Source organism: Williamwhitmania sp., assembly GCA_035529935.1.
Taxonomy (GTDB): Bacteria; Bacteroidota; Bacteroidia; order Bacteroidales; family Williamwhitmaniaceae; genus Williamwhitmania.
Genome location: DATKVT010000046.1, coordinates 18,949 through 43,210, shown reverse-complemented (window position 1 = coordinate 43,210; position 24,262 = coordinate 18,949). Strand labels below are relative to the sequence as shown.

General features: G+C 47.6%; 20 protein-coding genes. 8 read left to right on the top strand and 12 right to left on the bottom strand.

The features are described 5' to 3' along the window. The first annotated feature begins 113 nt into the window (after positions 1-113). A complete protein-coding gene (locus VMW01_03490; GenBank protein ID HUW05304.1) occupies positions 114-2,210 on the top strand; it encodes a S9 family peptidase in 2,097 nt (698 codons plus the stop codon). Positions 2,211-2,305: 95 nt separating this feature from the next. On the opposite strand, the gene VMW01_03485 is transcribed toward VMW01_03490, so the two are convergent. From VMW01_03485 to VMW01_03475, 3 genes are all read right to left on the bottom strand, one after another. Further along, a complete protein-coding gene (locus VMW01_03485) occupies positions 2,306-3,601 on the bottom strand; it encodes a DEAD/DEAH box helicase (protein ID HUW05303.1) in 1,296 nt (431 codons plus the stop codon). Positions 3,602-3,887: 286 nt separating this feature from the next. Beyond that, entirely contained in the window at positions 3,888-4,814 is a 927-nt protein-coding gene (locus VMW01_03480; GenBank protein HUW05302.1) for a hypothetical protein, read from the bottom strand. A gap of 158 nt (positions 4,815-4,972) precedes the next feature. Next, on the bottom strand, positions 4,973-5,860 hold the full coding sequence (locus tag VMW01_03475; GenBank protein ID HUW05301.1) for a hypothetical protein: 888 nt from the start codon (positions 5,858-5,860) through the stop codon (positions 4,973-4,975). Positions 5,861-6,241: 381 nt separating this feature from the next. On the opposite strand from VMW01_03475, the gene VMW01_03470 reads away from it, so the two are divergent. The 5 genes from VMW01_03470 to VMW01_03450 all read left to right on the top strand — a co-directional run bounded on the left by VMW01_03470 (position 6,242) and on the right by VMW01_03450 (position 13,842). Then, positions 6,242-8,863: an alkaline phosphatase family protein gene (locus VMW01_03470; protein HUW05300.1), complete on the top strand. Its 2,622-nt coding sequence runs from the start codon at positions 6,242-6,244 to the stop codon at positions 8,861-8,863. A 606-nt stretch (positions 8,864-9,469) separates the two neighbouring features. Then, positions 9,470-10,054, top strand: a complete 585-nt coding sequence (locus tag VMW01_03465) for a plasmid pRiA4b ORF-3 family protein (GenBank protein HUW05299.1) — start codon at positions 9,470-9,472, stop codon at positions 10,052-10,054. 526 nt (positions 10,055-10,580) lie between these two features. After that, positions 10,581-10,898, top strand: coding sequence for a nucleotidyltransferase domain-containing protein (locus VMW01_03460; protein ID HUW05298.1), 318 nt, complete (start codon positions 10,581-10,583; stop codon positions 10,896-10,898). A 4-nt stretch (positions 10,899-10,902) separates the two neighbouring features. Then, entirely contained in the window at positions 10,903-11,292 is a 390-nt protein-coding gene (locus VMW01_03455) for a HEPN domain-containing protein (GenBank protein ID HUW05297.1), read from the top strand. A gap of 429 nt (positions 11,293-11,721) precedes the next feature. Further along, on the top strand, positions 11,722-13,842 hold the full coding sequence (locus VMW01_03450; GenBank protein HUW05296.1) for a S9 family peptidase: 2,121 nt from the start codon (positions 11,722-11,724) through the stop codon (positions 13,840-13,842). A 408-nt stretch (positions 13,843-14,250) separates the two neighbouring features. Here VMW01_03450 and VMW01_03445 read toward each other — a convergent pair whose 3' ends face one another. From VMW01_03445 to miaA, 9 genes are all read right to left on the bottom strand, one after another. Continuing rightward, a complete protein-coding gene (locus VMW01_03445) occupies positions 14,251-15,267 on the bottom strand; it encodes a bifunctional 3-deoxy-7-phosphoheptulonate synthase/chorismate mutase (protein HUW05295.1) in 1,017 nt (338 codons plus the stop codon). A gap of 55 nt (positions 15,268-15,322) precedes the next feature. Beyond that, entirely contained in the window at positions 15,323-16,093 is a 771-nt protein-coding gene (gene trpA, locus VMW01_03440) for a tryptophan synthase subunit alpha (protein HUW05294.1), read from the bottom strand. Next, positions 16,080-17,273 carry a tryptophan synthase subunit beta gene (trpB, locus tag VMW01_03435; GenBank protein HUW05293.1) on the bottom strand — a complete coding sequence of 398 codons (1,194 nt, stop codon included), beginning with the start codon at positions 17,271-17,273 and terminating at the stop codon, positions 16,080-16,082. Before trpB ends, trpA begins: the two co-directional genes overlap by 14 nt. After that, positions 17,267-17,851 carry a phosphoribosylanthranilate isomerase gene (locus tag VMW01_03430; protein ID HUW05292.1) on the bottom strand — a complete coding sequence of 195 codons (585 nt, stop codon included), beginning with the start codon at positions 17,849-17,851 and terminating at the stop codon, positions 17,267-17,269. The genes trpB and VMW01_03430 overlap by 7 nt, the downstream gene beginning before the upstream one ends. A gap of 22 nt (positions 17,852-17,873) precedes the next feature. Further along, complete coding sequence (locus tag VMW01_03425) at positions 17,874-18,710, bottom strand: indole-3-glycerol phosphate synthase TrpC (protein HUW05291.1); 837 nt, start codon at positions 18,708-18,710, stop codon at positions 17,874-17,876. 2 nt (positions 18,711-18,712) lie between these two features. Next, complete coding sequence (gene trpD, locus VMW01_03420; protein HUW05290.1) at positions 18,713-19,708, bottom strand: anthranilate phosphoribosyltransferase; 996 nt, start codon at positions 19,706-19,708, stop codon at positions 18,713-18,715. A gap of 44 nt (positions 19,709-19,752) precedes the next feature. Beyond that, complete coding sequence (locus VMW01_03415) at positions 19,753-20,403, bottom strand: aminodeoxychorismate/anthranilate synthase component II (GenBank protein HUW05289.1); 651 nt, start codon at positions 20,401-20,403, stop codon at positions 19,753-19,755. A gap of 10 nt (positions 20,404-20,413) precedes the next feature. Beyond that, positions 20,414-21,793: an anthranilate synthase component I family protein gene (locus tag VMW01_03410; protein HUW05288.1), complete on the bottom strand. Its 1,380-nt coding sequence runs from the start codon at positions 21,791-21,793 to the stop codon at positions 20,414-20,416. Positions 21,794-22,182: 389 nt separating this feature from the next. Continuing rightward, entirely contained in the window at positions 22,183-23,121 is a 939-nt protein-coding gene (gene miaA, locus VMW01_03405) for a tRNA (adenosine(37)-N6)-dimethylallyltransferase MiaA (protein ID HUW05287.1), read from the bottom strand. A gap of 66 nt (positions 23,122-23,187) precedes the next feature. Between miaA and VMW01_03400 the strand changes: the two genes are divergently transcribed. Together VMW01_03400 and smpB are read left to right on the top strand one after the other, a co-directional pair. Next, positions 23,188-23,751 carry a hypothetical protein gene (locus VMW01_03400; protein HUW05286.1) on the top strand — a complete coding sequence of 188 codons (564 nt, stop codon included), beginning with the start codon at positions 23,188-23,190 and terminating at the stop codon, positions 23,749-23,751. Positions 23,752-23,768: 17 nt separating this feature from the next. Further along, positions 23,769-24,218: an SsrA-binding protein SmpB gene (smpB, locus tag VMW01_03395; protein HUW05285.1), complete on the top strand. Its 450-nt coding sequence runs from the start codon at positions 23,769-23,771 to the stop codon at positions 24,216-24,218. Positions 24,219-24,262: the final 44 nt, after the last annotated feature.

The following is a 24,262-nucleotide window of genomic DNA, read 5'->3' as shown; positions in this document are numbered from 1 at the left end:
TAGACAATAGGCCTCGCTTAATTTCTTAGCAAACACTACAAAGAATCTACTCCAAAGTTGCTTCTTCCTCGGCAAAGCTATAACTTGCCCACCATTACCGAAAAACTTTTGCTATGATTGGAAAAAAAATAGCCTTTGCACTACTCGCAGGAGCAGCGCTGGCAGGCTGTAACCAGCCCACAAAAACGAGCACCGATGTTATCGGGAAGCCCGACATAAAGCTAACCTCCAAGTATATGACCCCGGAGGTACTGTGGTCCTTTGGTCGCCTTGGCGACGTTCAGGTATCACCCGACGGAAAGCAGATCGTTTACTCCGTATCTTACTACAGCATTCCTGAGAACAAGGGGAATGCCGAGCTCTACATCATGAACGTGGACGGCACCAGCAAAAAACAGCTCACCACCACACCCCACAGTGAATTCAACCCCATTTGGACACCCGACAGCAAGAAAATCCTCTTCCTATATGCTGATGGTGATAACCCAGAAGTTTACTCCATCAAACCAGATGGAAGCGACAGGACTCAACTTACCAGCTGGAACAAGGCCATTACCAACATGCTCATTAGCCCCGACGGTAGCAAGCTGATGGTTACCATCGATACCAAGGTGGACAAGAGCACCAGCGACATCTTTCCTGACCTAGACAAGAGTGATGGGAAAATTATCACCGACCTGATGTACCGTCACTGGGATACTTGGGAAGATGGAAGCTACCAGCATGTGTGCTATGCCGACTTCAACAATGGTAAACCATCGGAGCCAATTGACATTATGCCTGGCGAACCGTGGGATTCCCCACTTGCTCCATTTGGCGATGCTTCGGAAATTACCTGGAGCCCCGACAGCAAAACCATTGCCTACACCTGCAAAAAGTTGAAGGGAAAAGCCTACACCTTCTCCACCAATTCTGATATCTACCTCTACAACCTCGACACCAAGCAAACCAAGGATATTACCGAAGGTATGATGGGCTACGATCGCGTTCCCGTTTACTCTCCCGATGGCAAGAAAATCTACTGGCTCAGCATGGCACGTGCCGGCTTTGAATCTGACCGTGAACGACTGTTCTGTATGGACCTCGCTACCGGAGAAAAGAAGGAAGTGCTTCCCAACTTCGACTACAGCCCCTCGAGCCTCAGCTTTACCGCCGATGGCAAGTTGCTCTACTTTGTGGTTGGCATAAACGAAACCTATCAAGTATACTGCCTCAACGTGGAGACCAACGAGCTTAAACCCATTACCAAAGGATGGCACGACTACCATAGCGTGGCTGTAGCAGGCAACAAGTTAATCGGAAGCTATGTTTCAATTGTAAAACCTGCCGAAATTTATAGCATCGACCCTGCAACAGGTATCGATACTGAACTCAGCTTTATTAACAAGGATCTGCTCGGCAAGCTCACCATGCCCACAGTTACCCAGCGGATGATAAAAACTACCGACGGCAAGCTAATGCCAACATGGGTAATCCTTCCTCCCGACTTCGACAGCACCAAGAAATACCCCACGCTGCTTTACTGCGAAGGCGGCCCACAAAGCGCCGTTAGCCAGTTCTGGAGCTACCGTTGGAACTTTAGCATTATGGCAAGCAACAGCTACGTGGTTGTTGCCCCCAGCCGCAGAGGTGTTGTAACACTCGGTCAAGACTGGACCGACCAAATTAGCAAGCATCACGGTGATCAGGAGATGAAAGACCTCCTCAGCACCATCGATGAGGTGAAGAAAGAACCTTGGGTAGATGCCAACAACCTTGGCGCCATTGGAGCATCCTACGGCGGATATACCGTATACTGGCTTGCCGGTCACCACAACAAGCGGTTCAAAGCCTTTATTTCGCATTGTGGCGTTTTCAACTCGGTAATGGAGTATATGACCACCGACGAAATGTTTTTTGATAATTGGGAAAATGGAGGTGCTCCATGGGAAACCAACAACAAGGTGGCCATGAGGAGCTATGCTCAAAGTCCTCATCTGTTTGTGAAGAACTGGGATACCCCAATCCTGATAATTGAAGGTGGTCACGACTTCCGGATTCCTTACACACAAGGGATGGCAGCCTTTAACTCTGCACAGATGTTGGGAGTACCAAGCAAGTTTCTTTTCTTCCCAAGCGAAAGTCACTGGGTACTTAAACCTCAAAACGGCATTCTGTGGCAGCGTGAATTCTTCGGCTGGCTCGACCAATGGTTGAAGCCCAAGAAGTAGGATCGTTTAGCCCTATAAGTAAAGCGGGTTTTGGATATGCAATGCATTCCAAAACCCGCTTCTTATTTGATATGTGTAATTACTTAAGTTAAGACCTACCAGCGCCTTCTTGGTGCCCCACCACCCTGTGCACTATATTGCTTGCGACCTGGTTGTTCGGGACGTTCATTGCTGCCCGAGGTAGAGTGACGAAATGTTTTTCTAGGTGGTTGTGGATGGCGCGTAGCTTGGCGAGAGGCAGACGCAACAACACCAGTCATTGGATAGGGATGGTTGCTTACCACCGGTATGGATTTAGAAATAAGCTTCTCAATATCTTTCAGAAATGCTTTTTCCTCCGCATCACAAAATGATAGGGCAACACCCTCGTGACCGGCACGACCCGTTCGGCCAATACGGTGAACATAAGTTTCGGAAACGTTAGGCATTTCAAAGTTTATAACGTGCGACAGCTCGTCGATGTCGATACCGCGAGCGGCAATATCGGTGGCAGCCAAAACACGAATCTTATGCGTCTTAAACTTCTCGAGCGCCGACTGGCGTGCATTTTGCGACTTGTTGCCATGAATAGCCTCGGCCAATACCCCATTTTTATTCAGCAGGCGAACAACCTTATCGGCTCCGTGCTTTGTACGGGTAAATACCAGTGCTGTCTCAATAACGTTATCGCGGAGTAGGTGCAGCAATAGCCCGTTCTTGTTTTCTTTATCGACAAAGTAAACCGACTGCTCGATAATATCGGCGGTAGATGCTGTTGGAGTTACCTCAACTCTTGCAGGATCGGTAAGAATGGTTGAAGCTAACTTCGTAATTTCAGGCGGCATGGTTGCCGAGAAGAAGAGCGTTTGACGTTGTTTTGGAATGATGGCAATGATGCGCTTCACGTCGTGAATAAAGCCCATGTCAAGCATTCGGTCAGCCTCATCAAGCACAAAAATCTTGATGGAGTTCAGGTGAATAAACCCTTGGTTAACCAAGTCGAGTAAACGACCAGGAGTTGCGATAAGAATATCAACACCGCGTTGAAGAGCGGCAGTCTGTGGTCGCTGTGCCACGCCACCAAACACCACGGTGTGCCTCAAGCCTGCATTCTTGCCGTAGGCTTCAAAGCTCTCACCAATTTGGATGGCGAGCTCGCGTGTTGGGGTAACAACCAATGCTTTAATGCGTCTGTTGCCCGATTCTACCATTCGGTTTTGAACCAGCTGCTGAATTATGGGGATAGCGAATGCCGCCGTTTTACCTGTTCCAGTTTGAGCACAACCTATAAGGTCTCTGCCTTGCAATACAATGGGAATGGCTTTTTCTTGGATGGGTGTTGGGGTGATGTAACCTTCGGCCTTCAGGGCCTTTTGGATTGGCTCTATCAAGCCTAAATTTTCAAATGACATAAATTACTGTTAAAAGGCTTGCCGAATTTGTTTGGGAAATAAGGAACCTTTGATTTAAATTAACTACAAAGGAACCCATAAAAAACGGATAATGTTCGCTCCTTGCCCGCTTATTTTACCAAAAGCCACAATTCATTGGCTAGAATGCAAACAAGAAAGCTAAGTAGCAATAGGCTTTCAACCGTTCTCCTTGTTCTGTTATTAATGTTCGTAAAATAGGACGTTTTGAACTATTACGCCCACAATTGCACACCATTAGTAAGCCTTTTGGGGTAAAACGTCCTCTCTACCAAAAAGGATTTACCATGCCTCTGCCCTTGATTAAGGTGTAGCTATTGAGCACCACGTACGATACCACCAAGTTGATGGCCGAGATAATGCCGGCAAAGATGAAGAGTGCTGCAAACATACCCACATACTTGTTTATGAACCCTCCGTAGGTTTCCAACTTCACGTAGCTCCACCAGTGGCCAAAGTAGTGGCTGATGCCGAAAACTTCCAGCAGCATAATAGCTAGGTTGAAAAGGAGGAAGAAGATTACCAGCGAAATGAGTCCGCTCAGCGCACCCTTAATGTCGGGAGGGCTAAGTTCCATGTGGGAAGCAACGCACATGCTAATGTAGAGAAATATCCAAAAGAGGTAGCTGCTAAAGTTGGCAGGGTTGAACAGCGATTTAAGCGTTACCATAGTGGTGACTTTTAGCGACTCCATAATTGAGGCAAAGTGGCCGTGTGCTGCACCCGCCATTACCTTGCTCTGAGCATCGATGCCCGATAGCACCTCCCTAGCGTTGGGAACAAGGTAGTAGAGCGAAGCATAAATTACAATGGCGCTAACAATAATGGGGCCAACGCCAATAAAAAAGTTGCCAATGCGCTGATAGGTGCTCGAGCGATCGTAGGAGTGGTTAACGTAGCCTATGGTTCCATCGGTAGAGTTTGGGCTGTAGAGCTTAATATCCACAATTCGATGGCGAAAAATAAGGCAGAAGAGTGCATGACCCAGCTCGTGCACCGGAGTGCCAAGCCAACCGGTTATACCAATGTCCAGCTTCGGGCCAGCGGTTTTTGCGTAGGTAGTTCGGGTAAACCTCGCCAGTAGGTAAAGTATAAGTCCAAAAACAAATAGCACGCCAAGTATCCAAATCAGCTGGCTGGCCGTAACTAGTGCCACCGCCTTCAGAAAATCGAGAAGAGAGTTTAATTCGCCCATAGGTAATGATTGGAGGGCAAGTTAAGCAAAAGAGCATTTAGCCGTTCTACTTAGTGGAATAATTGGTAACCAGAATTAATCACAAATTTGGAGCAGTATGACAAGAAAAACCGCCGAGGAAAAATATCCCCAGCGGCACTATTTCCTTATAAAGAAGACTACATCTGAGGTTCAGAAGGCTCATCGGCCTGTACAACCTCAGGAGCGGCAGCCTCGGCAACCTCCTCTGCATAGTGGTAGTAGAGTGCTAGTAATGCCGAAATCAGGAGCGCAGTAATAAATCCACCAAAAACTAAATTAATGGCAAATTTTATGACAATGCCTACAAAAGGAATTATCGCAAGACCCATTCCTATTAAACCAAGCACAATGGCAACCACAATAATGGCAAGGAATGCCAACAGAACGATGCCAAAAAGTTTGAGTGCCCGCATCCAATCAATGTGCTTCACGCTAAATTCCAATGCTGAACTAAGGGTGTGGTTACCCACCATCATGGCAGGAATAACAAGCGTCAATCTAAACATGGCAATAGTGAGGAACAAGCCAGCGAAGAATGTCAACCAACCGGAAACATAGGCCAAGAGGAAGGAGATAATAACTCCTACGATAAACGCCAAATAAATAAGTATGGTGACACCTAGAAGAGTAAAAACCCTGTTGTTGAACGATTTTCCAAAAAGTTCGCCAAAATCGGCTTGGCCTGTTGTAATTTGTGAATCGGTAATCTTAATGCTGAAGTAGATATTCCATGCCCCAACCACAAAGGCAATTAGGACAAATAGAATAATGGTAAGAATTACCGATGGCACAAACATTTCGGACTGGAACAGGTAGAGATTATCCTTTATCGACTGAGGATTGGTAATCATCTGCATCAGCATATCGCTGGAGCCAAGCACCATTAAGAATAGTGCAGCTCCAATTGCGCCTAACACTAAGTTTGTAATTACAGACGCTCCGGTAACCTTCAGCCAGGTTTTTCCGGTTAGGTTAAAGATTGGGTCAAGAAGCCCCGCTTTAAAACTTCCACGATTAATTTCCATAGGTTTAAATATTTAGGTTGTTTAAAATTGCGCAGTAGAAAAAAACATTACAGCTCTTCACTATTCAATATTAAGAAAAAAATCAACATGGCAGAATAACCATTCAGTAGCAACTATGCCATTACAAATCACAATACAGACCATGCACCAACCTTCAACCTTGTACGGTAACCTACCCAAAACCTTCAGCCTACAGCCTACTAACTTATGCCCTTTCTCAAACTCTTAACCTAAATTTAAACCCTTTAAGCTAGCCGTGCAGGAATGGTTTGCACGAATACCACTATATTTATGCCGAATATGGTCGTCGACAATACACCTCTTCTACCACGTTCAATAAATCACTAGCATAACTGTAAATTCAATAATAGCAGCGAAGCCATGAGATACATCCTTTTAGCTCTAAGCCTTTTCTTATCGACTCTTTCACTAAACCTGCAAGCCCAATCGGATAAAAGCACAACGGCCAGCTGGGATAAACTTCCCTTCGACCGCTTGCTGAAGCCGGCAGGCGACCTCATTGTGCTGGGCGATACCACCAAGGAGAGCCATGCTCTCGACTGCGCACTCTCACTCGATGGCCGCTGGTTGGCAGTGGAGGAGCGGTATAGCGTGAGCTTCATTAGCACGGATCAAAATAGGGTGATGTTTACCCTACCGCTCGATAAAATTTCAGGATTGAAAAGGGCAATGAGCGTATACTCTGGTATCTGCTGGTACCAGAAAGATAATGAAAACTTCGTGCTATTCAGCGCATCCAAAGGGTATGAGGAATCCTACGTTGTTCGGCTAAAGTGGGACGGAACAGCGGCAACAGTCTCCAAGGTATTTACCTACAAGCCAGTGTCTCCTGCCGAGCTGGCCCTACCCAACGAGCTGCTGGTTCGCAGTGAATTGGGCCACGACTACCTTTATGTGGTGCTCAATGGGAACAACCAACTGTTGAAGCAGGATTTACAAACCGGTGACACCGTTTGGGTAAAGAATACGGGCGTGGCTCCCTACGGCATTGCTGTTGCTCATGGAAAAATATACGTAACCAACTGGGCCGGAAGAGTTCCAGAATACGACGACAACAATGTGGCTGGAGTTCCTTGGGGATTGGCCCGCATCGACACTGCAACAGCTGGCTGCCGCGAGGGAAGCATAAGCGTGTTCGACCCAGCTACAGGAATGCTACTTAAGGAGATTGTGGTTGGCCTTCATCCCAATAAAATTGTGGCTAGTCCCGACGAAAACCATCTCTACCTTACCAACTCCAACAGCGACATGGTAAGCGTTATCGATGCCAAAACCGACAAGGTTTCCGAAACAATCTCGCTTCGCCTGCAGCCCGACATTAACCACTACTTTGGCGATACACCCAACAGCCTTGCCGCAACAGCCGATGGAAACACACTCTTTGTGGCAAATGGCATGGATAATGCCGTGGCCGTTGTTGCTCTTGGAAAGAGAGCTTCGACCAATGGCAAAGACATGCTGAGCAGCGTAACAGGATTTATTCCCACCGCCGCTTACCCTTCATCCATAAGCATTTTAAACAACAAGGTGCTCTACGTTACCAACCTCGAATCGTTTGGTGCAAACCTTCCATACGGATTTGGACCGGACCACAGACGGGTGTTCAACTCACACCACATGTTGGCCTCGCTGTCGGTAATTGCCATTCCCGGCAAGAAGCAGCTGGCAGACTACACCCAAACGGTAATTGCCGCCAATCAGCTGGCTAGGCTCAAGGAGGCTGAGCTCCCTGCCCGTCAAGGCGTGGAGCCAAAGCCTGTGCCTGACCGAATTGGAGAGCCTTCGGTGTTTAAGCACGTGCTCTACATCATTAAGGAAAATAGAACCTACGACCAAGTTTTGGGCGATGTGGCCGCCGGAGATGGTGACAGCTCGCTCTGCGTTTTCGGGAAGAAGGTTACGCCCAACATCCACAAGCTGGTGGGCGAGTTTCAGCTGATGGACAACTTCTTTGTCTCGGGCAAGTGCTCGGCAGAGGGCCATAGCTGGACGGATGCCTCCATTGTTACCGACTACGTGGAGAAGAACGTGCGCGCCTGGTTCCGCAGCTACCCCCACGTGCTCTACGATGCGTTGGTATACCCCTCCTCTGGTTTTATTTGGGACAACGCACGCCGACATGGTGTGAGCGTAAGAATATACGGAGAAGCGGCTATCCCAGAGTTTAACGACACACTCACCTGGAGCGATGTTTACTCCGGATTCCTCAAGGGTGAGCCATTCCATTTTACAAACAAAACCACGCTGAACACGGTTGCCAAGGTGCTATCGCCGACCTATCCAGGCTACGATGGGCACAAGATTCCAGATATTCTCCGGGCAAAGGCCTTTATTGATGAGCTAAAGCACTACGAATCGTTGGAAGGTGACTCATTGCCGCAACTCATGGTGATGGCGCTCCCCAGCGATCACACCTCGGGAACCCGTCCCGGCTTTCCTACCCCACGAGCCATGGTGGCCGACAACGACCTTGCCTTGGGTCAAATTATGGAGGCACTCTCCCATAGCCGCTTTTGGAAGAACACAGTCGTATTTGTGATTGAAGACGATTCGCAGGACGGATGGGACCACGTTTCGTCCTACCGAACATCGGCCATGGTTTTAAGCCCCTACTCCCGAATTCCGGAGACCATACACGCGCCCTATAACCAACCGTCGATGGTACGAACCATTGAGCAAATTCTTGGTCTACCTCCAATGAACATTCAGGATGCCATTGCCACCCCCATGTTTGGCTGCTTTACCGCCAAGCCCAACTTTGCGCCCTACACCGCGGTAAGCAACCAAACACCACTGGATGAGATGAACCCATCGCTGTCGGAGCTCACGGGCAAGAAGCTGCACTTTGCCAAGCTCAGCCTCGAGCCACAGTTCGATGGCATCGACTCCGGCAATGATGACCTCTTCAACCGCATTATTTGGTTCTCCACCATGGGCAACATTCCTTACCCTTCGAAATACGTTAGCGGTGAGGAGGAGTAATTGGTGAAGTGTGAGTTGTTGAATGGAAGGGAGTTATAAGATGTTGCAGCTAATCAAAAATTCGACATTCAATGTGAGGTAGAGACGCACGATCGTGCGTCTCTTGTGTTCCGATGTATAAATTAATCCAATGTAAGGGCGAAACATTTTTCGCCCCGATTCACGTTTCCTGAAAAGGTAATATGTTATCAGCTCAGGGAATAATACCCCCACCAATAGGGTGTGGTGCACGCTCTTTTGGTGTTCGATGTGGAAAGCCTACCATGAACCCAACCACGAAAGGTATTAGCTGCTCCACCATTCTCAAAACCTGTCTGCCCACTGGTGGATTCTCAAAGTTTTCAGATATTCAAATTGTTTTATGCACCGCAACCAACGGAAAGAGATGAAATAACCCTGTCACCCTCAACCAATTTTTAATCCATTAACCCCCTTGCTGACGGCAGAAAATAATTTTCTATTTTCCCAAAAAGAGGGCAAACCCACACAAAAAATTCCAATTTCTCCTTACCTTTAGCAAGTGTATTGCTCATTTGAATTAATAGGAAATAACTCTGAGGTTACTCTTTACTAACCTATTCTTCTTTAATCTTAAACCAATTGGCCATGGCAAATCAAATTTATCAGATTCAAATAGCCCTAAAAGATTCAAAGCCCAAAATATGGAGGCGGCTACTAATACCATCGGACATGCTGCTGGCTGATCTTCACAAGGTAATTCAAACCAGCATGGGGTGGACCAACTCTCACCTCCATCAGTTCATTAAGGATAAAAAATTCTACGAAGCCAGGCAACCGGACGATGATTTTTGGGATGACTTTAAAAGTATTGATTACAAGAAGAAGAAAATCCGCGTGTCCGATTTACTACTTGTAGAAAAGGAGACGATGATTTACGAATACGACTTTGGAGATGGCTGGGAACATGTGATTACGCTGGAGAAGATTCTTCCAGTGGAGGAGGGCCGGAAATACCCAACCTGCGTGGCAGGGAAAATGGCTTGCCCGCCGGAGGATTGTGGTGGGGTGTGGGGATATGCCGAAATGTTGAAAACCATTCAGCAGCCGGAGCATGAGGATTACAACGATACCATCGAATGGCTTGGAGAAAATTTTGAACCTGAATATTTTAATGTCGACGAGGTAAATGAGTTTCTTGGGGAAAAAAATTACGGTTGCCTCTCCTTTTAGAATAATCCTCCAACTGAAATTAATACAACCCATTAAGGAGTAAACAATGGTTTATCGGACCAACCGTGAACGAAAACAATGATTGAGACACCCAACAATAATTAACTCTCTGTCACCCGTTCAGGGTTTTAGATTGGTATAATCTGCTAGGCTAAAATCATGCCAGCCCTTTCGGTTTACCAGTGTCCGTTGGATATTTTGCCCGCAAGCTAAACTCTGGAGTATTAACGTAGTTTGGATTATCCCTTACTAAATACTTTATCGCCTACGGCGAAGAATTTCAACCCACAAAAATTTAGAGTTTTGCACTTAGCCTCAAAGGGGCGATATGTAATAGCCATGGGCGTCAGCCCATGGTGGAATACACCCATAAGGAGAGAGCGGTGCACGATGGTTTGGTGTTCAATGCGGTGAACCTACCATGCACCGCAACCACCGAAAGGGAGTTAGATAAAGAATTCTATCTGCTTGGCATCGTTAGAGAGTGAGCCTCAACCGCCAATAATTTTTTTATTACCTTTGTTACATGAAGAACCATAAGGAAATAGTGATGTCGATGATTAAAATGCAGGTCAACGAAATTGACCCGACGGCTGACGTCATTCTCTATGGCTCCCGGGCAAGAGGGGAAGAGCGACCGGACTCCGACTGGGACATATTAATACTCGTAAATTCGAAAGCCGATATTGAAATAGAGAAGACATTTCGGCATAAGCTCTTTGACCTTGAACTTGAGATTGGAGAAGCCTTTTCTACCTTTGTATATAACAAGCAGGAGTGGAAATCCAAATTCTGGATGACGCCGCTATACAAAAATGTTGCTAACGAAGGAATAGCGCTTTAAAAGCATGCCAAACACACGGGAAGAATATATTGCCTACCGCATCGAAAGAGCATGGAGAACATTCGACGATGCAAAAGCCCTAGCGGAATTGCAAAGTTGGAATTCATCCATTAATCGGCTTTACTATGCTTGTTTTTATGCAGTTCTAGCTCTTTTTGCAAAGCACGACATAAACAGCCACACTCACAGTGGAGTGAAAACTCAATTTGCACTGCATTTTATCAAAACAGGAAGAATTGATAAATCACTAGGGATTCTCTACACCGATCTTTTTGATTACAGACAAAAGGGGGATTATGGTGATTTTTTTGATTTTGAAAAAGAAAATGTAGTAGAGCTAATTCCTCAGGTAGAGCAATTTCTCAAGACAATTGAAAATCTGACCAAGGAATAAATCAATTATACTCTGCCAACGTTTGACTCCTCCAGTGCCATGCAAAAAACCACCTCAGCAAATCAGCAATCATGTAAAACTCCTACGGAGTATTATCTTTTTTTGGATTACCCCTTACTACAATACTTCATCGCCTACGGCTAAGCAACAAAACGAACGGGCAGTGGACGCTGGCATGGTGTTCAATGCGATGAACCTACCATGTACCGCAACCACGAAAGGTATTAACTGCTCCATCATTCTCAAATTGTCAAATTTTCAAATTGTTTTATGCACGGTAACTACGAAAGAGGGCTAAATGAATCTGCCCTGCGGCAGCCTATAGCCTACCCCCTTATCAACCTAATCCCCTAATTCCCTTGCCAAAAAATTTCCATCTTCCAAAAAAATACGATACTTTACGCCGCAAATCCTAACACCAACATATCAATGAAAAAGTCAACAATAACGTTAACGTTAATGGCAATAGCGCTAATGACAACACTCGGGTCGTGCAACAAAGGCACCGACAAGCAGGCAGCGGCTACCACCACGGTAACCATAGACACATCCCTCACCGCCGATGAGGCAACCAAGGGTATTCTTACCCCCGAAATTATGTGGAAGTTTGGCCGCGTGGAATCGCCAGTGCTCTCCCCCGATGGCAAGGAACTGGCCTACACCGTTACCTATTACAACCTTAAGCAGGATAAGGGCGTTACCGACCTCTACAAGGTATCCACCGACGGCGGTCAGCCCATTAAGCTCACCGACGAGCAGGGCTCCGAGTCGAACCCACAGTGGAGTGCCGATGGCAAGACCATCTACTTCCTATCCACCCGTGGCGGCAGCCAGCAGCTCTGGTCAGTTTCGTCTGAAGGCACCAACCTCGCGCAGCTCTCCCACGGCGACTCCGACATCAACGGCTTTAGCATCTCACCCAACGGCGCCAAAATTTTCTACACACAGGATGTTAAAGTGGAGAAGACCAAGGACGACATTTACCCCGATATGCCCGACGCCAAGGTGCGCATCTACGACCACCTAATGTACCGCCACTGGAACGTTTGGGATAACGGCTCCTACAGCCATGTATTTGTAGCCGACTTTGCCAACGGCATTGTAGGTGACCCTAAAGACATCAACAAGGACGAGATGTGGGATACCCCCATTGCTCCCGACTTCGACATAGCCGAGATACAGTGGAGCCCCGACAGCAAGGAGATTATTTACGCCTCCAAGAAGCTAACGGGTAAGGAGTACGCCATAAGCACCAACTCCGACATTTACCTCTACAACCTAGAATCGGGTGAAACCAAGAACCTCACCCCCACCTTCCCCGGCTATGATCGCAGCCCTGTTTTCTCCCCCGATGGAAAGTACTTGGCTTGGTGGAGCATGGCTACCCCAGGCTACGAGTCGGATCAGAAGCGTCTGTTTGTAATGGATATGGCCACTGGCACCACCGACTACCTCTCCAAGGGTTTCGATCAGGACGTGGAGCAGTTTAGCTGGGATGGCAACAGCAAGGACCTCTACTTTGTAAGCGGCGTTAAAGCTACAGAGCAACTCTACAAAATTAACATCGACACCAAGCAGATTACCCAGATCACCAAGGGAATGCACGACTACACCCTTTGCCAAATGCAGGGCGGCGTACTTATCGGCGAGAAGATGTCCATGAGCATGGCACCCGAGCTGTTCCGCGTTGATCCTACCACTGGTGCCGAAAAGCAGCTTACCTTTACCAACGAACATATCTACCAGCACATTAAGATGGGTAAGTCAGTTGAGCGTTGGATTAAAACCACCGATGGCAAGGAAATGCTCACCTGGGTAATTCTTCCACCCAACTTCGACAGCACCAAGGTTTACCCCGCACTGCTATACTGCCAAGGTGGTCCACAGAGCACCGTTAGCCAGTTCTGGAGCTACCGTTGGAACTTCCAAATTATGGCTGCCAACAACTACGTAATTGTGGCTCCCAACCGCCGCGGTGTGCCTTCATTTGGTCAGGCATGGAATGCACAAATTTCGGGCGACTACAGCGGTCAGAACATTAAGGACTACCTGAGCGCCATCGATGATGTAAAGAAGGAGCCTTGGGTTGATGCCAACCGCCTTGGTTGCGTTGGTGCCAGCTATGGTGGATATTCCGTTTACTACCTCGCCGGTGTTCACCAGAAGCGATTCAAGGTATTTATTGCACACTGCGGCATGTATAACCTCGAGAGCTTCTATGCCGAAACCGAGGAGACTTGGTTCCCGAACCACGACTTTGGTGGCCCATACTGGGACAAGAATAACAAGGTGGCACAGCGCACCTACGCCAACAGCCCTCACAAGCTGGTTGATAAGTGGGATACGCCCATCATGATTATTGAGGGTGAGAACGACTTCAGAATTCCATACACCGAAGGTCTGCAAGCCTTTAATGCCGCTCAGCTAAGGGGTATCCCCAGCAAGTTGCTGGTATTCCCCAACGAAACTCACTTTGTAAGCAAGCCGCAAGATTCGGTTATCTGGCAGCGTGAGTTCTTCGCATGGCTCGATAAGTATCTAAAAAAATAACTCCGAAAGGAATTGATAATGCCAAAAACGGCGGCAGGGAGCAATCCTTACCGCCGTTTTTTATTAGTGCACAGAAGGGTGCCAAAAAGAAATTATGGAAGGCGGTAATTGGATTTCTGCAATGAATATAAATGTCAGTTTGAATTACCTTGGGGTGATTGCGATGCATGGCAGGCATGCGGCCTTAAACACCGGAGGAGCGTGCACCGCTCGCTCTTGCCGGGGTTCCATACCATGGGCTGACGCCCATGTCTATTAAGTTACGCCCCGTTGGGGCTAATATGGAAAAGGATTGTCTGTCCGATGCACTGCTTCGGTCTTAGGACTCCCGACACCTATCGCCTTTTCTGTCACCCGTCACTTGTCACTTTTTCGTCACTATTCACTCTTCCGTCACTCGTCACTATTTTACACCCCCATCGACTGTCGCAGCTGCACAGTTTGCCGTAGCCTATCGAATAGCCTTTCCGCCTCGCTAAACGAGAGCGTCTGCATGCCATCGGAGAAGGCCTTTTCAGGCTCCACATGAATCTCCATGATAATGCCATCGGCACCCGACATGGTGACAGCCAGCGCCATGGGCTCCACAATATTCCGAATGCCCGTTCCGTGCGATGGGTCCACCACCACGGGTAAATGGCTTTTCTGCTTAAGAATGGGCACAGCATTCAGGTCAAGAGTGTTTCGGTAAGCCTTCTCGTAGGTTCGAATACCCCGCTCACAAAGGATGATGTTCTCATTACCTCCCGAGAAGACATACTCCGCAGAGTAGAGCAGCTCGTCGATGGTTCCCGAAATGCCACGCTTAATCATCACCGGCTTATCTATTCTTCCGAGCGCATCGAGCAGGCTAAAGTTCTGAGAGTTTCGGGTTCCCACCTGAAAGATATCGATGTAGGGATACATCGCCTCAATCTGGTCGGGCTCCATCACCTCCGAAATTACGGCAATGCCGTGCTGGTGGCAAATGGAGTGAAAGTAGCGCAGCCCTTCGATACCAACTCCTCGAAATGAGTAGGGTGAACTCCGAGGTTTGAACACCCCACCACGCATCACCTTTACGCCATTCTTGCCCAAAAACTCCACAACGCGTGCCACCTGCTCCTCACTCTCCACAGCACAGGGCCCAGCCATTATGGCAAAGTCGCCGTTACCTACGCTGGTTCCGTTACCCAGCGGAATGGCACTTGGCGTGAGCTTCCACATGCCCGACACCAGCTTGTAGCTGTCAGTTACCTGATGAATGTCTTTAATGCCGGGCAAACTTCCAATAGAGCGAATATCAACTTCAGTGGTGCCAATGGCCACCCAATAGCGCCCTTGACGTGTCACCACCTCTCGATGCGATAGACCAACGCTGCTCAAGAGGGTAGCAATGCGACCGGACTCCTCTTCGGTTATCTCGTTTTTAAGCTGTATTACCATATCGAAAATTGATTATAATGGAGATGTAGAAAATACTTGAAGATTATAAGCAATGCTATCCTTTAATGCTCTTAACAAAGGCTTCAATGTCTGCCTTAAGATTGATAGAACCATCCAGCAACTTAACAAATGCAGAGCCAACCACTGCGCCACGACCATACTGCGACACCGCTTCAAAATCGGCGTGACTCTTAACGCCAAAACCAACTAGTATAGGAGCTCTATTACCCACATCACCAGTGGCAGTTTGCAGCTGCACCAGTCGCGATGGCTCCAACCCACCACCGGTGGTAGAACCAGACGATACCATATAGAGGAAACCTTGTGTTTGGGTAGCCAGCAGCTGAAGTCTCTCCTTGCATGCCGTTGGGGTAGCCAGTAAAATATTGTGGATGTTAGCCCGAACAAACTGCTCACGGTAGCTCTCCCTAAAAATATCGAGCGGCAGGTCGGGAATTATCACCCCATCAACACCCACCTTTTGGCACATGGAGATAAACCGCTCCACGCCAAACTTCATCACCGGATTGAAGTAGCCCATGAGCACCACGGGAATGGTAATCATTGGCCGGAGCAACTCCAGCTGCTTAAACAACACCTCGAGGCTCATCCCATTTTGCAGTGCCACCTTGCTGGAGTGCTGAATGGTACTGCCATCGGCCATGGGGTCGGAAAAGGGCATACCAACTTCAACCAAGTCGGCACCCGCATTCTCAAGATGTTGAATAATGGGTGGCGTATCGTTAAGTGAAGGATGACCTGCGGTAAAGAATACCGACAGAATCTTCTCCTTCTTGGTTTCGAATAGGGTATCAATTCTGTTCATGGGAAAAGTATTTTAGGTAGGTATCCATGTCCTTATCACCACGTCCGCTGAGGTTTACCACCACAACATCGGACGATTTCAAGCCGAGGAGTGGTAACGCTGCCAAGGCATGTGCCGATTCCAGCGCGGGAATTATTCCCTCCAAAAGCGAGAGCTGCCGACCGGCGTTTAAGGCCTCTTCATCAGTTGCTGAAAGGTAGGTGGCTCGACCAGTATCGCGCAGCCAAGCATGTAGCGGACCAATGCCCGGGTAATCGAGCCCGGCAGAGATGGAGTATGGTTCTGTAATCTGACCATCGCTGCTCTGCATGAGGTAGGTTCGGCAGCCATGAATGACGCCCTCACTCCCACAGGCAAGCGTTGCGGCAGTTTCGGCAGTTGCCGTTCCCAATCCGGCAGCCTCCACACCAACCAGCTTCACCGCACTATTCTCGATAAAATGGCTGAAAGCTCCAGCTGCATTACTTCCACCTCCAACGCATGCCACTACGTAGTCGGGATAGCTGCGCCCTTCCAATTGCTTCAGCTGGGCCGCTATCTCTTGGGAGATAACCGACTGCAGCTTGAGAACGATGTTGGGGTAAGGGTGTGGTCCAATGGCCGAACCAATGAGGTAGTAGGTGTCCTCGGCATGGTTTATCCAGTGGCGGATGGCCTCATTGGTAGCGTCCTTTAAAGTGGCATTTCCGCTGGTTACCGGCACCACCTTGGCACCCAAAAACTTCATGCGCTGCACATTGGGCTGCTGCCGCTCAACGTCGGTTTTACCCATAAACACAATGCACTCCAGCCCCATTAGCGCGCACACCGTAGCGGTTGCGACTCCGTGCTGCCCGGCACCCGTTTCCGCAATAATCTTGCGCTTGCCCATAGCCTTGGCCAGCAAAGCCTGACCAACAGCATTGGTAATTTTATGAGAGCCTGTATGGTTTAAGTCTTCCCTCTTTAAATAAATTTTGGCACCGATGCTAGAGGAAAGTCTGCCGGCAAAGTATAGCGGAGAGGGCCGTCCCACGTAGTGGGTGAGCAGCCTTTCTAACTCGGTCTTAAACTCCGAAGAGTCCATTATTTCGGTATAACGGCGCTGCAACTCTTCAACGTTAGCGTGGAGCAACTCGGGAATGTAGGCTCCACCAAAACGTCCGTAGTATCCATTTTTACTATCAAAATCCGTTAGCATAAATCGCTCTTTATCATTTCAATGAATTTCTTTACACGCGCACCATCCTTCACTCCTGGCATTACCTCGAAGCGGCTGTTGATATCCACGCCAAGCAGCATTGGATGCTTCAAGGCTTTAATGGACAACAGGTGCTCCTCACCTATTCCTCCGCTAAGCAGAAACGGCACGCTGGCACTGTAGCTATCCAGTAGGTTCCATCGAAAAGGAATTCCATTACCACCGGCCCTGCTGCCTGCTGCGTCAAAGAGAAAGAGATTACAGCTGCCAACATACAGCTCGACTTCAGTAAAGCTATACTCCTCTCCGACTCGAAAGGTCTTGATTACAGTAAGCCCCTTTTGCTTTAGCTGCTCGCATAGCTGTGGTGTTTCAGAACCATGCAGCTGCACAGCATTAAGACCAAAGTGAACAACCGTTTGCTCAATATGGTGCAGGTCGCTATCAACAAAAACGCCCACCCGCTGTGCATTGCCAACAGAAGTCTGTGAGAGTGCTTTAGCCGCTGCCACCTCCACGTATCTTGGTGATTGTAGATAGAAGATGAAGCCAACCATGTCGGGTTTAGCCTCAACCACTTCGGCCAAATTGTTTGGGTATCTAAGCCCGCAAACCTTCACCACCATTGTTCGCTAGTGTTGGTTTAGGAGTTAGCAATTGCATCTTTGTTATAAACTCACGGCAAGCCTTTACGGGGTCGGCCTCACGCATAAAATGCTCCCCTATCAACAACCCGTTGAATCCTTCCTGTCGAAGCATGGCCGCCACCTCCGGCGAGCTAATTCCACTTTCGACAATTGTCACAATACCCTTTGGTAAAAGCGGTAGCATACCTAAGGCGTTTCCCACCGAAACGATCATGGTTTTCAGGTTACGGTTGTTTACACCGACCACATCGGCGTATTGAACATACTCCAATTCCTGCGGGGTATGCAGCTCAACTACCACCTCCATTCCCAGCGACTGCGCTAGCGTTGCCAACTCCTTGGTCTGCTCCAAGGTAAGTAAGGAGGCAATGAGTAGGATGGCATCGGCACCATAGGCCTTTGCCTCCAAAATTTGATATGGCTTCAGCATAAAATCCTTCTGCAGTATGGGACAGTAGTTCAGCTGCCGTGCCTTGCGAACATGCTCAAGGCGACCTCCAAAATGGGTTTTCTCGGCAAGAATGGAAAGGGCCGAAGCACCAGCCTGCATGTAGCCAATGGAGATGGCAGCAACATCGGCATGAGGGTTGATGGCACCGCGCGAGGGAGAAAATCGTTTAAACTCCGCAATAACACCACACTTATCTTCACGCAGCAAATAGCGCTTGAGCGAAACGGGCTGCGTAGCGAAGTAGAGGCTCTTTTCGAGCAGCTTCAATGGATATAGCTGCTCCCTCTCCGCCACTTCTTTCAACTTAATGGCAGCAATTATCGACAAAATATCGCTCATGGCTACCGGTTTAAGGAGATTAACGTTTCAAAATTTGTGAACGCAGAACCTGAAGTAAGCACCTCCATGGCCGTTTCGATACAGCTGGAGAGCGATTGCTCAGGACGAATCACCTGCAGGGCAATACCGGCATTGGCCGCAATCACCGCATTTTGCGCTCCGGTGCCGTTCCCTTTTATTATGTCGATAAATATTCTTGCTGCATCATCCACAGTTCGTCCACCTGTAATGTCGGCAGGCAGCAGGTCGGGCAGCTGTAGATCTTCGGGCTCAAGAAGTCCCTCCCCATTGTTGCTGAAGAACTTAAACGGCGAGGTAAGCGAAACCTCGTCGTAGCCATCGAGGCTAAACACAACGGCATAACGCTTCCCCTCCTGCTGAAAAAGGTAGGAGTAGATGCGGGCCAGCTCTGCGCTAAAAACGCCTGCCATTTGGGCGTTTGGGAACGATGGGTTCACCAACGGACCCAACATATTAAAGATTGTTTTTACACCCAGCTGACGTCGAACATCGGCTACATTCCGCATGGCCATGTTGAAAAGCGGTGCATGCATAAAGCAAATGCCTGCCCTATCCAGCTCCCGCTTCAGCTTGTCGTTGTCGGATGAAAAGCGATAACCAAAATGTTCCATAATGTTGGATGAACCACACACCGATGAAACACCGTAGTTTCCGTGCTTGGCAACCTTCCCCCCTGCCGCCGCCACTACGAAGGAGGAGAGCGTGGAGATGTTGATGGTGTCCTTACCATCGCCACCAGTTCCGCATAGGTCAATGGTTTCAAACTCCGAAAGATCAACACGGAGGCACATGTCGCGGAGGGCATCGCGAAAACCAGCTAACTCCTCCACTGTAATTCCCCTGACCTGAAAGGTAGCCAGTAAGGCCGCCGTTTGAGCAGGCGAAAATGCCCCGTTGGTTATATTTACCAGCAGCTCGGCGGCGCTCTGCCGGCCAAGTATCTTCTGCTGAAAAAGCTCAAGTATTGCGGTTTTCATAGTTTCTTAATTAAAATGTTCTGGGTAAAATAGTTCGCAATCATTTAACATGTTAACCCAAAAGTTATGTCACTGATATTGAAACTGCTGTTACTCTTTGAGGGCAATTCAATCACCGGTTTGTAATCCATCCCTAACCAGTTTGCCATTATGCTTAGGCCATACTGCGTTAAGATTGATTCTGGATGAAACTGAACCCCCTTTACATCAAAATTTCGGTGAGAGAGGGCCATTACTAATCCTTCAGGGTTAACGGCAGTAATTTGCAAATCTGCTGGGAGGTTCGTCTTGCTTACAACCCAGCTGTGGTAACGTCCAGCACGAAAATGGTCGGGCATGTTGGCAAATAGTTTCTCTTCCGGGCTTTCCACCCTCACCTCATCCGACATACCGTGAACCACGTGCCCGAGATTCTCCAAATGTCCACCAAATACTTCAGCAATAGCCTGCATGCCGAGGCACACTCCAAAGATGCTTTTGGACGGGGCATAGCGCTTAATTATTGCCTTTAGATTACCAGCCTCACCGGGTAAGCCAGGTCCAGGCGATAGCAATATCTTGTCGAACGCCCCCACCTCGTCCACGCTAATTTCATTATTGCGGGCAACTATAGCCCGGTTTCCGGTAAGTTCCTCCACCATGTGGACCAGATTATAGGTAAAAGAGTCGTAATTATCGATAACTAGTACGTTCATAATCTAGGTTTTAAATGGTTTCAGCATTGGTCATGGCTTGGCGGAGAGCCATAAGTTTATTCTCTACCTCTTTAAGTTCCGATTGCTCGTCCGAATCAGCTACAACACCAGCACCGGCTCTGTAGAAAAGGTTGTTGAATCGACTCAAAAAGCTGCGAATGGTAATGGCTTGGTTTACGGAGCCATCGAGGCCAAAGTAGCCAATGCTTCCACCGTAAAATCCACGGGAGGAACTCTCATACTTTTCAATCAGCTCCATGGCCTTTACCTTGGGGGCTCCAGTAAGAGTACCCGCTGGAAAGGTGTCCATAAAAACCTTAATGGCTGACCTTCCTTCTGTAACCTTGCCCGTAACTTTGGAAACGAGATGAATCACATGGGAGTATTGCTGAATCTCCCTAAACACCTCCACCTTTACATCGTGGGCATTACGGCTAAGATCGTTGCGAGCAAGATCAACTAGCATCACATGCTCGGCATTCTCCTTTGGATCGGCCAGCAGCCGTTCGGCCATTATTTTGTCCAACTCCTCATCGCCCGTGCGGCGGAAGGTGCCGGCAATTGGATTCAATATGGCCTTCCCATTAGCCAACCGCAGCTGCGTTTCGGGGCTAGACCCAAATAGCCGATAGCTGCCCAGGTCGAAATAGAAAAGATATGGCGAAGGGTTGATGGAGCGAAGGCAACGGTAAACATTGAATTCATCACCCTCAAACTTTTGGATGAAGAGCCGTGACGGCACTAGCTGAAATACATCGCCCCGAAGGCAATGCTTTTTAGCCTTACGCACCATGGCAATGTACTCCTTGTCGGTCGATTCGGCCATCTCATCTCCTGTGCGCTTAAAAGAAAATTCAGGCACTCTCCTATTGCTCAGCAACGCAATAATTTCAGGAATCCGGCTAACCTGGTTGTCGAGCAGGTTTTCGGCAATAATAAGCTCATTTCTCAATGGGTTAATGGATATGACTATACGGAATAGCCGGTAGTCCATTTCCGGAATACGGTTGGCACCCTTAATCTTTACCGACTCCATATAGTGGACGGCATCGTAGGAGGTATAGCCGTAAAATCCATTAAAGTCAACTTTCTCCCCTTCTGTCTTGATGGAGTAGAAGAATTTCTCAAGGAATGGGGCTAAGCTGCCCCGTTCGGTAATGTTACCAACCATTGGGGAATCGTTCGAAAATTTTGCAGTGGCAATACCCTTATCCACCCTAACGGAGGCTATTGGCATAACACAAACAAATGAACGGCTGCTCTCGGGACGTCCATATTCGTTACTTTCCAGAAGGAACGCGCCAGGGTAGGCATCCCTCAACTTGAGGTAGATGCTCACCGGTGTTACTGTATCGGCAAGCATTCGTTCAGTGATAACTCGTAGCTTCATGGTATACAATTTAATTTTTTTACAATGCAAAAAAGAAGGGCCAACCGTGAGAACGGCAGGCCCTTTTTATTATAGGCACAGCTCGTGAACTCACAACGCTTGATCATCGTTTTGACGCCACCACCAACAGGTATACATATTCCATTCAAATGTATTCATAGTATCACGTATTAAAAAACCAAAGGCCCGTTGCGAGTTCAACGGGCCTTTGGTTTGCAATGGGCAAAGCGCTCCTACTCACAGTTTGTTGTGATAGATAAGTGCCACCAATTATTTGCAACTGTAATCATTTTCATCATTTCAGTGATTGCAATATTAGCATCTTTTTTATAACAAACAAAATGAGTTTAATTTTTTACTCCTTTTTTGCAAATAAATATGATTTTAAATCAGGGGAGTTGCTCCAAATGCTGCATCATAATGGAAAGCTTTTGCTCCATAGGGAAAAGACCATCGATCCAAATGATTGAATTTCCCTCACGCTCCATTTTTCGAAACCAAGTCATTTGGCGCTTGGCAAACTGGTGAATGGCTGCATTTAACTCTTTCACCATTTCATCATAGGTAAGTTCACCTATTAAATGCTTTGCAATTAGCTTATACTCCAACCCATAGAATAGCAATGTATCCACCGGTACACCCGAATCGATAAGTGACTGCACCTCTTCAATCATGCCCTGTTTGAGGCGCGCGTGCAATCTTTCGGTAATTCGGCGTCGCCGTGTCTCCCTATCTACCGCAACACCAAAGTATATATTTCGGATTTTGGGATAATCCTCCACCTCCGTTTGGTGGTCCTTTTGGTATGTTTCAATTTCGATGGCACGTATCAACCGCTTTCGAGTATCGGAGTCGGAGCGATTGTGAAGCTTTTTTAAGGAAGAGAGCAAAGTGTTTAGTTCAACATTGCTTTTTGTTTCAAGTTCCGCACGTAGTGTCTCGTTAAAAGGCACCTTGAGCAACCTGTATCCACTAACCACCGCTTCAACGTACATTCCAGTTCCACCACAAAGGATGGGCATCTTTTTTCTCGCATGAATGTCGCTGTACACACGCAAAAAATCGGTTTGATACTCAAACACGCTATACTTATAACCCGCGTCCACAACATCAATAAGGTGGTAGGGTATGGCTCGTCCTTCCACCAAATAATCGGCATAGTCCTTACCGGTTCCCAGATTCATGCCTCGGTAAACTTGCCGTGAATCTGCCGAAATAATTTCACCGTTTATCCGGGCAGCAAGCCGGGCAGCTAAGGCAGTTTTGCCAACAGCCGTTGGTCCAATTATAGAAATAAGGTCGATGGTCTTTCCTATAGTATTATTCATGGTTCCAATCAAGCATTGGTATACTCTGCCAAAAATAAGTTAAATTTGCGAGCAAAATTAAGGAGTATGACACTGATTGAACGGTTTGAGTTTGTTGTTAAGTTTCTGCTCAGCCCAAAGGCCGGATGGAAAAAAGTTGGTGAGCTTACGCTTAATTCCAAGGAGCTAGTTTTTAAATTTTTGGTTCCCCTTGCTGCAATAGTTGGTCTTGCCAGCATTGTTGGCGGAGTAATGTGGTCGCACTTCGGTATTTTCAACCTTATTATTAAAGGAGTTGCCTACGGGGCAGAGTATGTTGCTACCATTATTATTTCATCCTTCATTCTATCAAAATTAATCAACTCGTTTGAGGTGAAGGAGGAAAACAACAGCCTTTTGAAATTGACCATTTTCTCCTATGCTCCAGTATTTTTCTTCGGATCAATAGCCTTTATAATTCCACAGCTGGGCTTTGTATTTAACCTACTATGCTTAGTTGGTATCCTCTTTTTTTGGCTTGGAGCACTACACCTTATGAGCATTACGGAAGAGCGTGCAGTTGGCTTCGTTTTTCTAAGTTTAATAATTAATGCGGCCGCACTTGCCATTTCTATGCTAGTAATAGGCGGGTTCTTTTCCATATTTTTCTAAACCTAACAACAAGCTGGATGGGTAACCCCGTAGTCATAAAAAATAAAAAAGCGACCTTCCTCTTCGAACTTCTTGACGTGTATACCGCGGGCATCGTGCTCACTGGAACCGAAATCAAGTCGATTCGCCTAGGGAAAGCTAGCATTGTTGAGTCATACTGCTACTTTATCAATACTGAACTATGGATTAAAGGAATGCACGTGGCTGAGTATTGGTGGGCCAACCGTTACAACCACGACCCTAACCGTGAGCGCAAGCTGCTTCTTACCAAAAAGGAATTGCTAAAGCTCAAAAAACGTACGCAGGAGAAGGGGTTGACCATTATCCCAACAAAACTCTTCATCAACGATAAGGGAATTGCCAAGATAGACATAGCGCTGGCCAAGGGGAAAAAGGTGTTCGATAAGCGCGAGGATATCAAGAAGAAGGATACCAAACGGGAGATGGACCGCTTCATGAAACGATAACGATTCAAGTATCTTTAAAGCAAATAGCCCATTCCTTAAGAGTG